Below are 14,533 nucleotides of genomic sequence, written 5' to 3'. Positions count from 1 at the left end.
GCCCCGCCTGCGCCCGGGGGATCCGCGGGGCGCCGCGCACTGAAGCGTGACGCGGGAGTCCTCTCAGATGGCGTCGCGAATGGCCCGTTCGAAGCCCTCGACATGGGTGCGGGCGAGCTGTGCCGCCTTGCCGGGGTCCCCGGCGACGATCTCCTCGATCAACGGTCCGTGCTCTTCGACGTGGCCGGCCATGTCGGACAGACGGTCGACGAACAGGCACCAGATGCGGGTGGCCAGGTTGTCGTGGCGGACGAGAGTGTCTTCCAGGTACGGGTTGTGCGTGGCGGCGTAGATGGCGCGGTGGACCTGAAGGTCCAGGTGCATGAGGTCAGTGGCGTCGTGCCGACCGGAATCAGCGCTCTCCAGCTGCCGCCGCAGGGCCGTCAGGGTCGTACGGTCCGTGCCCGTGGCGCGCCGCGCGGCCTGGGCGGCGGCCAGGGGCTCGAGTTCTAGGCGCACCTCGGAGATGTGGGCCAGGTCGGTGATGTTGACCTCGGTGGCGAAGGTGCCGCGCCGGGGGTATGTCGTGACCAGACGCTCGTACTGGAGCCGCTTGAGCGCCTCGCGCACCGGTGTCCGTCCGACGCCGAGGGACTGCCCCAACTGGTCCTCGTTGATCGGCGCGCCCGGGCGGATCTCCAGCATGACGAGCCGGTCGCGGATGGCGCGATAAGCGCGTTCGGCGAGGGACAGCTCCTCGCCCCCGGGCTCTGTCGCCACCTGCTGCATAACGCCCCCTTGACCTGTCCGACGAGCTCACATACCTTACCGCAGAGGCTGATATATCAGTCGTTCATTAGTCGGCTCTCAGAATGGTGTGCAGATGGCAGCGAACCCGTCGATCACCACGGTCGCCTCCCCCCTCTCTTCCCCGCTCAGCGTGCTCGACCCGGAGGTCGCCACAGCGGTGGACGCCGAGCTGCACCGTCAGCAGTCCACCCTCGAGATGATCGCCTCGGAGAACTTCGCCCCGGCCGCCGTCATGGAGGCCCAGGGCTCGGTCCTGACCAACAAGTACGCCGAGGGCTACCCGGGCCGCCGCTACTACGGCGGCTGCGAACACGTCGACGTCATCGAGCAGTTGGCCATCGCCCGGGTGAAGGAACTGTTCGGCGCCGAGGCGGCGAACGTCCAGCCGCATTCGGGCGCCCAGGCCAACGCGGCCGCGATGTTCGCGCTGCTGAAGCCGGGCGACACGATCCTCGGGCTCGACCTGGCGCACGGCGGTCATCTGACCCACGGCATGCGCCTCAACTACTCGGGCAAGCTGTACGACGTCGTGCCGTACCATGTGCGCGAGTCCGATCTGCGCATCGACATGGACGAGGTCGAACAGCTCGCCCTCGCGCACCGGCCCAGGATGATCGTCGCCGGCTGGTCGGCCTACCCCCGTCAGCTGGACTTCGCCGCGTTCCGGCGGATCGCCGACGCGGTGGGCGCGTATCTGATGGTGGACATGGCGCACTTCGCCGGGCTGGTGGCCGCGGGCCTGCACCCGAACCCGGTGCCGTACGCCGACGTCGTGACGACCACCACGCACAAGACCCTCGGCGGCCCGCGCGGCGGTGTGATCCTCAGCCCCGCCGACCTGGCCAAGAAGATCAACTCCGCGGTCTTCCCGGGCCAGCAGGGCGGCCCGTTGGAGCACGTCATCGCGGCGAAGGCCGTGGCCTTCAAGATGGCGGCGAGTGAGGAGTTCAAGGAGCGCCAGCAGCGCACCCTGGACGGCGCCCGCATCCTCGCCGGACGGCTGCTGGCCGACGACGTGGCCGAGGCCGGGATCACGGTGCTGACCGGCGGCACCGAAGTGCACCTGGTCCTCGTCGACCTGCGCAGCTCCGCACTCGACGGGAAGCAGGCCGAGGACCGGCTGCACCGCATCGGCATCACGGTCAACCGCAACGCCGTGCCGTTCGACCCCCGCCCGCCGATGGTCTCCTCGGGGCTGCGCATCGGCACCCCGGCCCTGGCCACCCGGGGCTTCGGCGAGGCGGAGTTCCGAGAGGTCGCCGACATCATCGCCCAGGCCCTGAAGGACGAGCAGCTCGGCGACGAGCGCACGGGCCTGCTGCGTGAGCGGGTCGAGAAGCTCGCGGGCGCATTCCCCCTCTATCCCCACCTGCCCCACCCGCCCCGCCTGAACGGAGACGCGGCATGACCAGCGAGCCGCTGCCGGAGCACCCGGACTTCCTGTGGCGCAACCCCGAGCCGCGCTCCTCGTACGACGTCGTCATCGTCGGTGCGGGCGGCCATGGCCTGGCCACCGCCTACTACCTCGCCAAGAACCACGGCATCACCAACGTCGCCGTCCTGGAGAAGGGCTGGCTGGCCGGCGGCAACATGGCACGCAACACCACGATCATCCGCTCGAACTACCTGTGGGACGAGAGCGCGGCGATCTACGAGCACGCGCTCAAGCTGTGGGAGCGGCTCCCGGAGGAGCTGGACTACGACTTCCTGTTCAGCCAGCGCGGCGTCCTCAATCTCGCGCACACCCTCCAGGACGTCCGCGAGGGCATGCGCCGCGTGGGCGCCAACCGTCTCAACGGCGTCGACGCCGAGTGGCTCACACCGGACGAGGTCGCCGAGGTCTGCCCCATCCTCAACGTCTCGCCCCGCACCCGGTATCCGGTCCTGGGCGGCACCTTCCAGCCGCGGGCCGGTATCGCCAAGCACGACCACGTCGCCTGGGCGCTGGCCCGCCGGGCCGACGAGATGGGCGTGGACCTGATCCAGGCCTGCGAGGTCACCGGCTTCCTCAAGGACGGCGACCGGGTCGTGGGCGTCGAGACCAACCGCGGCCGCATCCGCGCCGGCCGGGTCGGCCTCGCGGCCGCCGGGCACAGCAGCGTGCTGGCCGAGCGGGCCGGCATCCGGCTGCCGGTGCAGTCCCACCCGCTGCAGGCGCTGGTCTCCGAGCTGCACGAACCGGTGCACCCGACGGTCGTCATGTCGAACCACGTGCACGTCTACGTCTCCCAGGCCCACAAGGGCGAGTTGGTGATGGGCGCGGGGGTCGACTCGTACAACGGCTACGGGCAGCGCGGCTCCTTCCACGTGATCGAGCAGCAGATGGCCGCCGCCGTCGAACTGTTCCCCGTCTTCGCCCGCGCGCACGTGCTGCGCACCTGGGGCGGCATCGTCGACGTCACCCCGGACGCCTCCCCGATCGTCGGCACCACCCCGGTCGAGAACCTCTACGTCAACTGCGGCTGGGGCACCGGCGGGTTCAAGGCCACCCCGGCCGTCGGCTGGACCTTCGCCCACACCATCGCCACGGGCGAGCCGCATCCGCTGAACGCCCCCTTCGCCCTCGAACGTTTCGCGACGGGCGCGTTGATCGACGAGCACGGCGCCGCAGCCGTGGCCCACTAGGAGGACACCGTGCTGCTGATCAGCTGCCCATGGTGCGGTCCCCGTGACGAGACCGAGTACCACTACGGGGGACAGGCCCACGTCCCCTACCCCGAGAACCCCGACGACCTCACCGACGAGCAGTGGGCCGAGTACGTCTTCTACCGCGACAACCCCAAGGGCCCCTTCGCCGAGCGGTGGATGCACGGCATCGGCTGCCGCCGCTGGTTCAACGTCCTGCGCGACACCGCCACCTACGAGGTGCTCGCCGTCTACCGGCTCGACGAGCCACGCCCCGAACTGCCCCAGGCCGGAGGGATCCGATGACCGACCAGCACTTCCGGTTGCGGCAAGGAGGCCGTATCGACCGCGACACCGTGCTGCGGTTCACCGTCGACGGGCGGGAACTGACCGGGCACCCCGGGGACACCGTCGCCTCGGCGATGCTGGCGAACGGGCTCGTCGAGGTCGCTCCGTCGCTCTACCGTGGCCGCCCGCGCGGCATCGTCGCCGCAGGCGTCGAGGAGCCCAACGCCCTCGTGCAGATCGACGGCCCGTACTCGGAGGGCATGCTGCCGGCGACGACGGCGGAGCTGTACGACGGCCTGTCCGCCACGACGCTGTCCGGGATGGGCCGGCTCGACCCGAGCTCCGACCCCGCCGTCTACGACAAGAAGTACGTCCACACCGATGTCCTGGTCGTCGGCGCCGGACCGGCCGGGCTGGCGGCCGCCGCCGCTGCCGCGGGCTCCGGCGCCCGCGTGATCCTCGTCGACGACCAGCCCGAGCCCGGCGGTTCGCTGCTCTCCGGGGGCGGCGAGACGGCCGGCGGGCAGATCGGCCCCGACTGGGTCGCCGAGATACGCGCGGCACTCGACGCCGCCCCCGAGGCCGTCGTCCTCCGGCGCACCACGGCGTTCGGCAGTAACGACGACAACTATGTGCTGGCCCTTCAGCGGCGCACCGACCACCTCGGCGCCGACGCCCCCGACCCGTCCGAAGGCGTCTCGCGCCAGCGGCTGTGGCACATTCGGGCCCGCCAGGTGATCCTGGCGACCGGCGCTCACGAGCGCCCGCTGGTCTTCGCCGGCAACGACCGCCCCGGCGTGATGCTCGCCGCGGCCGTGCGCACCTACCTCAACAGATACGCCGTGGCCCCGGGCTCGCGGGCCGTGGTGAGCACCACCAACGACAGCGCCTACGACACGGTCGCCGATCTCCACGCCGCCGGGATCGACATCGCCGCGGTCGTCGACGCGCGCTCCGAGCTGTCCCACCGGGCCGCCGAGGTCGCCGTGGCGACCGGGGTACGGGTGCTGAAGGGCAGTGCGGTGGTCGACACCGCGGGCGATGGCCGGCTCACCGGCGTCACCGTCCAGGCTCTCGACGACAACGGTCGACTCACCGGTGAACCACAGCCGTTCGCCTGCGACCTGCTCGCCGTCTCGGGCGGCTGGAGCCCGGTGGTGCACCTGCACAGCCAGCGCCAGGGCCGGCTGCGCTGGGACGAGGACCTGGTCGCCTTCGTCCCCGACGGCACCGTACGGGACCAGCAGGTCGTCGGTGCCGCCCGCGGGACGTACGACCTCGACGGCTGTCTGGCCGAGGGGGCACGGGCCGGGGCGCGGGCCGCGACGGACGCCGGGTTCCCGGTGCCGGCGCCCACGGCCTCGTACGAGGAGGTACGTCCCGATGTGCGCGCCCTGTGGCTGGTGCCCGCCCCCGACGGCGAACCCGGCGGCTGGGACACCCACTTCGTCGACCTGCAACGCGACGTCACGGTCGCCGACGTCTGGCGGTCCACCGGCGCCGGCATGCGCGGTGTCGAACACGTCAAGCGTTACACCTCGCTCGGCACGGCGAACGACCAGGGCAAGACGTCCGGCGTCAACGCGATCGGCGTGATCGCCGAAGCCCTCGGCGCGGGCGCGTCGCCCGGAGAGATCGGCACCACGGCCTACCGGGCCCCGTACACACCGGTAGCCTTCGCCGCCCTGGCCGGTCGTGAGCGCGGCGAGCTGTTCGATCCGGAGCGGACCACGTCCATCCACAGCTGGCATGTCGCCCAGGGCGCGGAGTTCGAGGACGTCGGGCAGTGGAAGCGCCCCTGGTACTACCCCCGGCCCGGCGAGGACATGGACACGGCCGTGGCCCGCGAGTGCCGCGTGGCCCGCGAGGGAGTGGCGTTCATGGACGCCTCCACCCTCGGCAAGATCGAGATCTGGGGCACGGACGCGGGCGAGTTCCTCAACCGTGTCTACACGAACGCGTTCAAGAAGCTCAAGCCCGGCATGGCCCGCTACGGCGTGATGTGCAAGCCCGACGGGATGATCTTCGACGACGGCGTGACGCTGCGCCTCGACGACAACCGCTACTTCATGACCACCACGACCGGCGGCGCCGCCGGGGTTCTGGACTGGCTGGAGGAGTGGCTGCAGACCGAGTGGCCCGAACTCGACGTCCACTGCACCTCGGTGACCGAACAGTGGTCGACGATCGCCGTCGTCGGCCCGCAATCGCGTGAGGTCGTCGCCCATCTCGCCCCCGACGTCGACCTGACGAACGAGGCCTTCCCGTTCATGGCCTTCCGCGAGACCACCCTGGCCTCCGGCATCCCGGCCCGCATCTGCCGGATCTCCTTCTCCGGCGAACTCGCCTACGAGATCAACGTCTCCGCCTGGTACGGCCTGGCGGTGTGGGAGGAGCTGGACGCGATCGGCCGCCCGTACGACATCACCCCGTACGGCACCGAGACCATGCACGTCCTGCGGGCCGAGAAGGGCTACATCATCGTCGGCCAGGACACCGACGGCACCGTCACTCCGCAGGACGCGGGCATGTCCTGGGTGGTCTCGAAGCAGAAGGACTTCATCGGGAAGCGGTCCTACTCCCGCGCCGACACCTCCCGCACCGACCGCAAGCAACTGGTCGGCCTGCTACCGGCCGACCGCAGGACGCGGCTGCCCGAGGGCACCCAGCTCGTCGCGCCCGACGTGCCCGTCACCCCCGAGGCCGGGCCGGTGCCGATGCTCGGCCACGTCACCTCCAGCTACCACAGCCCGGCCCTCGGCCGCCCCTTCGCCCTCGCCCTCGTCGCCGACGGGCGGGCAAGGATCGGCGAGACCCTGCTCGCTCCGGTGGGCGAGGACCTGGTGCCCGTAGAGGTGACCGACTTCGTCCTCTACGACCCCGAAGGGACCAAGCGAGATGGCTGAGCTGACCGAGGCGGGCCCGGTGTGCCTGCGCCGCAGCCCCCTGGCACATCTGGAGGAGCGGATGCGGGCCGCCACCGTCACCGGCGCCCTCGGCGTCGCGCTGACCGAGTGGCCGTTCATCACCATGGTGAACCTGCGCGTCGACCCAGCCTCCGAGGCGGGCGACCGTATCGAGAAGGCCTTGGGGGCACCGCTCCCGCGGCAGTGCGGCGGCACCACCGCATCCGGCCCCCGCACGGTCGTCTGGCTCGGCCCCGACGAGTGGCTCGTACTGTCCCAGACGGAAGAGAGAGTTGTGACCGCCGAGTTGCGGGACGCGCTCGGCGCAGATCCCGGCTCGGTCGTGGACGTCTCGGCGAACCGCACCACGCTGGAGCTGAGCGGCCCGGCCGCCCGGCAGGTACTGGAGAAGGGCTGCCCGCTGGACCTCCATCCCCGGGCCTTCGGCCCCGGCCAGGCGGTGTCGACCACGGTGGGACCCGTCGCGGTGCTGCTCTGGCAGGTCGACGACGCGCCGACGTACCGGCTCCTGCCGCGGTCCTCGTTCGCCGACTACCTGGCACGCTGGCTCATCGACGCGATGAGCGAGTACCACGGCCCGGGCATCCCCTGAGGGCGCTGAGCGCGTTCGACCTGCACTCGGTCGGCATCGGTCCTTCCTCCATTGAGGCGGTGGGGCCGATACGGGCGGCCCGACGCTTCGTCAGGCTGCTGGACGATGAGGGCCGCAGCCGGTCCAGCAGGCCGGGCAGTTCATCGGGGCGGGCCGGACCGTAACCGGCGAGTTGGCCCGGCCCGGCGGGCATAGGCGATGATGACGCGACAGGCACGGTCTTCCGTTGCGGTGATCAGCGAACTCCAACACTCCGTGATCACCGGAAGTCGTGCCTGCGTGCGCACCTGCCGATCCACCACGAACCACCATCACGTCCGAGCTGGGGCATCAGGCCCATACCGGCTGCGACGGGCCGACCGAGAGAACGGCGGAGCCCTGAGCTCAGGACAGGAAGCTGCGGTAGGGGCCGTTCCGTATCCCGTTCTTCTGCTGCTGGTTGAAGTGGCAGTTCGGGTAGTCGTAGAACGAGGCGGACATCGGTGTGCCGTCGGTGTGCGTGGAGTCGGGCAGACCGAAGGCGTGGCCCAACTCGTGCACCATGCCGCCGTACCACCGGTTCATCGCGCCGTTGGTCCCGGCGGCACCGTCGGCGTCGTGGCCGCTGAGGATCACCCAGCCGCCACCTCCACCACCGCCGGAGACACCCGCCTTCTCGGCGCTGACTTCGCCGACGCACAGCCAGCGCGAGTCCGGGGATCTGAGACCGAACCTGGCCATCAGCTCCTGCTGCATGTTGAAGACCACCCACCAGTACTCTTCGCCGCCGTTCGGCGTGTTCTCGTACCAGGCCCGCCCGTGGTTGCCCTGGACTACCTCCACCGCCGGGTTGTTCAGTTTGAACGTCACGCCGAGTTCCTGGCGGTAGAAGCGCTGCGACTCCCGCATGACGCCGGTGATGCCGTTGGGGTACCGCGAATCGTTCGCCACGTCGGAGGGCTTGAGCCAGAACACTCGCACCGTCCCGGCCGGCGGGTCAGCGGCCCTCCGCTCCGCCGATCCCGTCGCCGCCTGGGCGGTGCCGGTGAACGCCCCGGAACCAAGTGCTGCGACCCCTCCGGCCGCCGCAGCCAGCGCCGCGCGCCGCGTGAACCTACATCCCTCCACCGGGCATCCTCCTCATCGAGGCGTGGACATGACAAAACATGCTTGGCGAACAGTGTGCGATATGTCGACTGTCCCGGCGTAGGTGACATCAAGCCGCAGTCGTGGGCGTCGAGTTCGCTCCACTGGTCTCCGCGGGCTACCGGGAACGCGCGGCGGCGGACCGCGCGCTGTGGCCGAGCACTGCTCGGGCACCCTCCCGGCATGTCACCAGCCATGGGCTGACCTTGCCGTCCCACACCGTGACCCTCGGCTGCTGTTCCTTACTCTGCGGGTATGGAACGGCTGGAAACACGTGAGCTCGAGTACTTCGTAGCGGTCGCCGAGGAACTGCATTTCGGGCGGGCCGCGGAACGGCTCGGGATCGCCCAGCCACCGTTGTCGAGGGCGATCAGCCGGCTGGAACGCCGAATGGGCGTTCAATCGTTCGAGCGCACCAGCCGCCGCGTCGATCTCACGGCGGCCGGTGCGGTCTTCCTGGCCGAAAGCCGCAAGGTGCTGAGGGCGCGGTGGACGCCGCGGTGCTGCGCGCCCAGCGCAGCGGTCGCCCGCACCGGCTGGTGGTAGCCGCGCGTCAGGGCACGGGTTCCGGACTGCTGGCCGACGTGTTGCGTGCTTATCGCCGCCAGCCCGGTGCGGCCGACGTCGAGGTCGTGTTCACCCGGGACCAGGCCGAGGTGGTGCGCAACGGCTCGGCGGACATCGCGCTGACCTGCGACCACAGCGGTCTTGACGGACTGGAACGCTCCGAACTCGCCCAGGTGAGAGCAGTGGCCTTGGTTCCGCAGGATCATCCCCTGGCGGCGAAACCGGCTGTATCGGTTGCCGATGTCACGCGGGACAAGCTGTTCCGGCCGCTTTCGCCGGCGCCACGCCCGAGGCCATGCTCGACGAGATCATCGAAAAGGTCGCGATGGGCGAACTGATCGTGATGGTCGGGGCGAACACGACCGACCGGATCGGATCCGCCGTCACGGCTGTTCCCGTTCTCGATGCGCCTGCCGACCTCGCAGACGGCCACTACATCACCACCGACTGACGCCGACCCGCCCCACCAGCACGTCACCGCCTGGGTGAAGACGCGGTCAGGCGGGCTGCCACAACTCGACCCGATGGCCCTCAGGGTCGGTGACCCAGCCGAATCGACCGACACCCTCCATGTCCTGCGTTTCTTTGGCCACGTCCGCTCCCTTGGCCCGCAATTGCGCGAGCATCGCATCGAGATCGCGGACCCGGAAGTTGAGCATGGTCTGCTGGGCGCGGGACCCGAAGTAGTCGGTCTCGGACTCGAACGCCGCGAACACCGTCGGCCCGGCTCCCTGATGCCACAGGCCGTTTTCATCGGTGTCCAGGCCCAGGCAATCGCGATACCACGCGCTCAGGGCCGCCGGGTCGGCGGCCCGCATGAAATATCCACCGATTCCAAGCACACGTTCCATGCCGCCAATCTTGCCAGGGCAGCGATCGGGCGGGCTGCCGCCACACCATCACCATCGCCCGCTTCACCCCCCGTCTCAAACGCAGGAGACCGCGTAAGACCTCTGCGCCGTGAAGAAGTCGATGAGCGCGCGGGCGATCCGGCCGGGCGCGTTCTCTGTGGGGATGTGGCCCGCATCCGGGTCCTCGCTCAGGCCGGACTGCTCGACGGCTGCCGCGCCACCACCCATTGGCGCAGCACCGCCCAACTCGCCGCCGCCTTCCCCGAGGTGCAGGTAGACCAGGACGTGCTGTACGTGGACCACGGCGACGTGGCGACCAGCGCCGGAACCGGCGCGGGCATCGACCTGTGCCTGCACCTGGTACGTACGGACCACGGCGCGGCACGCGCCGCCCAGATCGCCCGGAACATGGTCCTGCCGCCGCACCGGGAGGGCAGCCAACTCCAGTACGCCGCACAGCCCGCACCGGCCAGGGCGGACGAGTCATTGGCGCCACTACTGGAGTGGGCCACCTCCCGGCTCGACTCCCGACTGACCCTCGGTCGCCTCGCCGAACGCGCCGGGCTGTCCAACCGGACCCTCGCCCGGCGGTTCACCGAACAGCTCGGCATCAGCCCGGGACAGTGGCTGCTCGGCCAACGCCTCGACGCGGCACGGGTACTGCTGGAGCAGACCGACCTGCCGGTCGAAGCCATCGCCACCCGGGTCGGACTCGCCTCGGCGGTCAACCTGCGCCGCCGTTTCCGGGCGTACCTCGGCACCACACCCGGCGCCTACCGACGGACCTTCGGCGAAACCTGATGGCGGAGCCGGGCGTCTCAGCCGTTGCCGTGGGCGGAGGCGGCCGGCACCACCACCGCGATGACCAGGCCGAGCGCGTTCACGGCCAGGCAACGCTTGGAGCCCGGGACGTGTTTGCCGACACCCACGAAAGGTTCCTCGAACCAGCCTGCTGCCTCATCACTTACCGGCGATTCGTGATCACGGACTACCGTGCCGGTCATGAGCACGGACGACTGGTTGACCGACACCCGAACCTCTTACGACACGGTCGCGGTCAGCTATGCCGACCAAGTGCGCGACGCCATCGCCGGGCATCAGTACCTTCGCGCCGCGCTGGCCTTGTTCGCCGACAGCGTGCGGGCCGCGGGCGGCGGGCCGGTGGCAGACGTCGGTTGCGGCCCCGGACATGTCACCGCCCACCTGCACCAGCTCGGCGTGGACGCCTTCGGTATCGATCTCGCTCCCGGGATGATCGACGTGGCCCGGCGCGATCACCCCGGCCTGCGATTCGAGGTGGGATCGATGACCGATTTGGACCTCCAGGACGCCTCGGTGGCCGGCCTGATCGCCTGGCAGTCGCTGATTCACATACCCGACGCCGAAATCCCGACCGTCTTCGGGCACTTCCACCGAGCATTGCGTCCAGGCGGACCGCTGCAGCTCCTGTTTCACGTCGGCGACGAGTCGCGGTTGAAGACGCAGGGCTACGGCGGTCACCCGATGAAGGTCCATGTCCACCGCCGACATCCGGACCAGGTGGCGACCTGGCTGCGTGACGCCGGATTCCAGGTGGAGGCCCACATGCTGCTCGACCCGGATGGGAAGGCTTCGCAAGCGCTTCTTTTCGCCCGCCGCAAGCCCTACCGGTAGTTCATCCCTCAGCTCGTAGAGGAGGAGAAGAACTGTCGGTTCCTCTGATATCGCGCAGGACCGCACCGCTCCGGCGCGGGCCTGGGCTCAACTCAGTGCTTCACCGACCAGCGCGAGGTTCTCGATGGCCGCGAGACCGTACAGCGCCGTGGAGTTGGTGCTGATCCAGGTGGCGTCGGCCCCGGCGTTGAGCACGGTGGGGCCGTTGATCTTCGTGGTCGCCCATGAGGTGCCCGCGTCCGGGTAGCCGTCGCTCGCGGTGAACTTGCTCCAGGCCCGGGTGGCCGGCGCGGCCTCGCCGGTCAGGCTCGCCGCGTACGCGTCCAGGCGGGAGTGGCCCTGGACCAGGCTCACCTTGAAACTCGCGCCGTAGCGGGCCTTCTGCTCGGCGGAGGTGGCGTTGAAATAGCGGCAGTAGTCCAGCCAGGCGGCCCGGAAGCCCGGGATGTCGTTCTCGTCGAGAGCGTCGATCAGCTCGGCGGCCAGTTCGGGCAGGCCGAAGCTCGCGGAGAGGTGGGAGACGGCGATGACCGGGGCGGTCTGGACGGCGAAGGCGCCCGTGTCGAGGTCGTACAGACCACTGCCCTGGACGAAGCCGTTGGGCTGGGCGGCGATGGTCGAGGCGCTGGCCAGCAGTTTCTTCTTCGCCTTCTGCCACTTGGGGCCGCGCCGCTCCCACTCGGTCCACCATGCCCAGCCCAGCCCGCTCCAGTCGGTGCCGAAGCCGATGGACAGGGCGTGGCGGTCCCCGGGGGTGTAGCCGTCGGTGCGGACCTTGCGGTTGGGATCGAGGGTCAGGAAGGTCTCGTCGGAGTCGACCTGGGCGCGCATCAGGTCGCCGGTCCGTTCGTCGGCGGTGAGGTAGTAGAAGAGGCGGCGGTAGACGGGCGTCGAAATACGGACCTGCTTGGCGCTGTCGCCGAAGTGCTGGACCCCGTGACGGGTGCCCAGGCCCGCCCATTTCCCGAGGTGGTAGACGTCGACCTCGCCGGTGTGGCGGGTCATGGCCTCGGCGAATCGGTAGATGTCGGCCCGTCCGGAGCGCAGGTAGGCCAGCCAGAGCCACAGGTCGGTGGAGAGCTCGGAGTTGTCCCAGGCGTAGCCGCCGACGTCGTAGCACCAGGTGTGGCGGTCCGGGTCGTAGGTGTGCTGGACGTCGCCGTAGTCCAGGAAGCCGTACCAGCGGCGCTGTTCGCGCTGGTCCCGGTAGTAGGTGAAGAGCAGGTCGAGGCGGTCCTCGATGGTCCTCCTGGCGGTGGTCGAGCGGTCCACGGGGGACCAGAGTCCGGCGAAGACGCCCGCCTTGTGAAGCGTCTTGGGGGCGGCGACGAGCTGCGGCGGGGCGGTCAGTGCGTCCTTCTGGGCGACCAGGGTGCCGGCCGTGGGTGTGGCCGCGTTGGCCCACAGGTAGAGCTCGGAGGTGCGGGCGATGCCGTACGGGGTGCCGAAGCCGGGCTCGTAGTCCTCGTAGGTGATGTTGAGTCCGGCGGTCTGCTCCTCGTAGGTGTCCTCGTCGAGGCCGTCGTGGTAGAAGCGCAGGTCGAGCGGCTGGGCCTCGGGCGACCAGAGCCAGAGGGTGACGGTCGCCTCGTCGGAGGCGGCGCCGCGGACGTCGAGCTGGGCGGGGTGCTTCTGCCAGAAGTCCCGCAGGCCGAAGGAGAGTCCGCCGCTGATCCCGCCGACGTAGCCGAAGCCTGGGGCACGGGTGCCGCCGGTGGTGTGGATCCAGCCGTGGCCGGCCTTGGTGCGCTTGCGGACGGTGAAGCCGTCGGCCGAGAGCTGGGCGAGGGTGTAGTCGCCCCAGGCGGGGACGTACTTCAGGGCGGAGGAGACCCGGGTGTCCCAGGTGGAGATGTCCGGCAGCTTCTCGCCCTTGACCTGCGCGGTGCGCACCGCCGTGCCCGGGTCGCGGCGCAGACCGGTGATGCCCTGGACGGCTTCGGTGAGGAAGCCGTCGTCGGCGCCCGCGAGGCGGATATGGCGGTTGTAGAGCTCGTCGGAGAGCGGGACGCGGATGCGCAGGCCCAGACCCTTGATGAAGTCGCCACCGGCCTTGCCGGGCTCCTGGGTGCCGTCGTACGTGATGGTGTGGACGACGCGGATCGCCTCGGACCCGGCGTACAAGTAGAGGCGGATGACGAAGGGCAGCCAGGAGCGGTTGCCGCGCTCGTGCTCGCCCTCCAGGCGGATGACGGCGCGCACCGGGCCGGACTGCTCGACGGTGACGGAGCCGACGCGGCCGGTGAAGCGCTCCCAGCGGGTGCCGGCGCCGCTGCCGTCGTAGTCGTCGTCGATCTCCGGCTGGCGCAGTACGACCAGTTCGGCCTTGTTCGCGATCTCGGTGCTGCCGCGCTTGACGGTGCGTACGACGTCGTGTGCGCCGGCCTTGGCGATGCTGACCTGGATGACGCCGGTGTCGACGTCGATCGTGCCTCCCTTGGTGTCCACGGTGAGCGCGGTGTCCGCTTTCGCGGGCGTGCCCGGAGCCAGGGTGTAGCTCTCGGCGGTCATGGCGGTGCCGCCGACCGCGTGGGCGGTCCACTTCAGGGTGCCGTCGGGCCAGTAGGCGGTGGGCCACGACTGGACGGGGACCGCCGTGCCGTCGGGGGCGGAGAGAGCGAAGGCCTGGTCGGCGGGGAGCGCGCCCTTGGGCCAGGCCACACCGAAGGTGGTGCCGGGGGCCTCGGCCGGGGTACCGCCCTCCAGCCAGGTGAGCTTCACGGGGTCGGCGGTGGTGGCTTCGGCCGGTGCTGCCCCGGCCGGGTCGGCGGCGAGTGCCCAGGAGAGCTGGGTCGCCACGGCGGCCGCGGCGGCCGCCTTGAGGGCGTCTCTGCGGGACATCTCAGGCATGGTGACCGTCCTCGGGGGATCGCGAATCCCGGGCGTTCCAGAAGGAGTTCGGGTCGCTGACCCGGTCGTTGGCACCGCCCAACCGGCTTTGGTGGTGCGGGCCTTGACGGGCCGGTGCGGCGGCGGCACCGGTGGACAGTGCGGCGGTGACCGCGGCCGCGAGGCTCACCACAACGGCGACCCAGGTGTAGCGCATCGGAAGATCCCTTTCTATGGACGGCCAGGATCGTACGGAAACCAACCCTTCCGATCAGCAAAAGCCACAGGAATGAAAAGAAGCGTTCACGATCAATCGAATTCGCTGT

General features: G+C 70.2%; 15 protein-coding genes and 1 pseudogene. 11 read left to right on the top strand and 5 right to left on the bottom strand.

Annotated elements, in window-relative coordinates:
- Positions 1-63: 63 nt before the first annotated feature.
- Positions 64-729: a GntR family transcriptional regulator gene (locus ACFYWX_RS14155; protein WP_389424260.1), complete on the bottom strand. Its 666-nt coding sequence runs from the start codon at positions 727-729 to the stop codon at positions 64-66.
- 94 nt (positions 730-823) lie between these two features.
- On the opposite strand from ACFYWX_RS14155, the gene glyA reads away from it, so the two are divergent.
- The 6 genes from glyA to ACFYWX_RS14125 are packed head-to-tail and all read left to right on the top strand — an operon-like array spanning position 824 to position 7,346.
- Complete coding sequence (gene glyA, locus ACFYWX_RS14150) at positions 824-2,158, top strand: serine hydroxymethyltransferase (protein ID WP_389424259.1); 1,335 nt, start codon at positions 824-826, stop codon at positions 2,156-2,158.
- Positions 2,155-3,375: a sarcosine oxidase subunit beta family protein gene (locus tag ACFYWX_RS14145; protein WP_389424258.1), complete on the top strand. Its 1,221-nt coding sequence runs from the start codon at positions 2,155-2,157 to the stop codon at positions 3,373-3,375. The genes glyA and ACFYWX_RS14145 overlap by 4 nt, the downstream gene beginning before the upstream one ends.
- 9 nt (positions 3,376-3,384) lie before the next feature.
- The gene (locus ACFYWX_RS14140) at positions 3,385-3,681 is read left to right on the top strand and encodes a sarcosine oxidase subunit delta (protein ID WP_389424257.1); all 297 of its coding nucleotides are present in this window, start codon (positions 3,385-3,387) and stop codon (positions 3,679-3,681) included.
- On the top strand, positions 3,678-6,569 hold the full coding sequence (locus ACFYWX_RS14135; RefSeq protein ID WP_389424256.1) for a sarcosine oxidase subunit alpha family protein: 2,892 nt from the start codon (positions 3,678-3,680) through the stop codon (positions 6,567-6,569). Before ACFYWX_RS14140 ends, ACFYWX_RS14135 begins: the two co-directional genes overlap by 4 nt.
- Positions 6,562-7,182 carry a sarcosine oxidase subunit gamma gene (locus ACFYWX_RS14130; RefSeq protein ID WP_389424255.1) on the top strand — a complete coding sequence of 207 codons (621 nt, stop codon included), beginning with the start codon at positions 6,562-6,564 and terminating at the stop codon, positions 7,180-7,182. Before ACFYWX_RS14135 ends, ACFYWX_RS14130 begins: the two co-directional genes overlap by 8 nt.
- A complete protein-coding gene (locus ACFYWX_RS14125; RefSeq protein ID WP_389424408.1) occupies positions 7,065-7,346 on the top strand; it encodes a serine dehydratase beta chain in 282 nt (93 codons plus the stop codon). The genes ACFYWX_RS14130 and ACFYWX_RS14125 overlap by 118 nt, the downstream gene beginning before the upstream one ends.
- Before the next feature lie 220 nt (positions 7,347-7,566).
- Here ACFYWX_RS14125 and ACFYWX_RS14120 read toward each other — a convergent pair whose 3' ends face one another.
- Positions 7,567-8,289, bottom strand: a complete 723-nt coding sequence (locus ACFYWX_RS14120) for a hypothetical protein (protein WP_389424254.1) — start codon at positions 8,287-8,289, stop codon at positions 7,567-7,569.
- A 273-nt stretch (positions 8,290-8,562) separates the two neighbouring features.
- Here ACFYWX_RS14120 and ACFYWX_RS14115 point away from each other — a divergent pair, with 273 nt between their 5' ends.
- From ACFYWX_RS14115 to ACFYWX_RS14105, 3 genes are read left to right on the top strand one after another with little or no spacing between them, the layout of a single operon-like run.
- Positions 8,563-8,853, top strand: coding sequence for a LysR family transcriptional regulator (locus tag ACFYWX_RS14115; protein ID WP_389424253.1), 291 nt, complete (start codon positions 8,563-8,565; stop codon positions 8,851-8,853).
- Positions 8,796-9,212 carry a LysR family transcriptional regulator substrate-binding protein gene (locus tag ACFYWX_RS14110; RefSeq protein ID WP_389424252.1) on the top strand — a complete coding sequence of 139 codons (417 nt, stop codon included), beginning with the start codon at positions 8,796-8,798 and terminating at the stop codon, positions 9,210-9,212. Before ACFYWX_RS14115 ends, ACFYWX_RS14110 begins: the two co-directional genes overlap by 58 nt.
- Positions 9,170-9,325 carry a hypothetical protein gene (locus tag ACFYWX_RS14105; protein ID WP_389424251.1) on the top strand — a complete coding sequence of 52 codons (156 nt, stop codon included), beginning with the start codon at positions 9,170-9,172 and terminating at the stop codon, positions 9,323-9,325. The genes ACFYWX_RS14110 and ACFYWX_RS14105 overlap by 43 nt, the downstream gene beginning before the upstream one ends.
- Before the next feature lie 46 nt (positions 9,326-9,371).
- Here ACFYWX_RS14105 and ACFYWX_RS14100 read toward each other — a convergent pair whose 3' ends face one another.
- Positions 9,372-9,725 (bottom strand): VOC family protein, encoded by a 354-nt coding sequence (locus tag ACFYWX_RS14100; protein WP_389424250.1) that lies wholly within the window; start codon positions 9,723-9,725, stop codon positions 9,372-9,374.
- Between the two features lie 180 nt (positions 9,726-9,905).
- Here ACFYWX_RS14100 and ACFYWX_RS14095 point away from each other — a divergent pair.
- Both ACFYWX_RS14095 and ACFYWX_RS14090 read left to right on the top strand, forming a co-directional pair.
- Positions 9,906-10,526, top strand: a pseudogene (locus ACFYWX_RS14095) (GlxA family transcriptional regulator); the annotation flags it as partial.
- A gap of 201 nt (positions 10,527-10,727) precedes the next feature.
- Positions 10,728-11,378: a class I SAM-dependent DNA methyltransferase gene (locus tag ACFYWX_RS14090; RefSeq protein ID WP_389424249.1), complete on the top strand. Its 651-nt coding sequence runs from the start codon at positions 10,728-10,730 to the stop codon at positions 11,376-11,378.
- Positions 11,379-11,465: 87 nt separating this feature from the next.
- Here ACFYWX_RS14090 and ACFYWX_RS14085 read toward each other — a convergent pair whose 3' ends face one another.
- Together ACFYWX_RS14085 and ACFYWX_RS14080 are read right to left on the bottom strand one after the other, a co-directional pair.
- Positions 11,466-14,228, bottom strand: coding sequence for a Tat pathway signal sequence domain protein (locus ACFYWX_RS14085; RefSeq protein ID WP_389424248.1), 2,763 nt, complete (start codon positions 14,226-14,228; stop codon positions 11,466-11,468).
- Positions 14,221-14,424 (bottom strand): hypothetical protein, encoded by a 204-nt coding sequence (locus ACFYWX_RS14080; protein WP_389424247.1) that lies wholly within the window; start codon positions 14,422-14,424, stop codon positions 14,221-14,223. Before ACFYWX_RS14080 ends, ACFYWX_RS14085 begins: the two co-directional genes overlap by 8 nt.
- Positions 14,425-14,533 lie beyond the last annotated feature (109 nt).

Origin of the sequence: Streptomyces sp. NPDC002888 (assembly GCF_042888465.1) — a bacterium.
Classification (GTDB): domain Bacteria; phylum Actinomycetota; class Actinomycetes; order Streptomycetales; family Streptomycetaceae; genus Streptomyces.
This window is presented reverse-complemented; position numbering and strand designations above follow the sequence as displayed.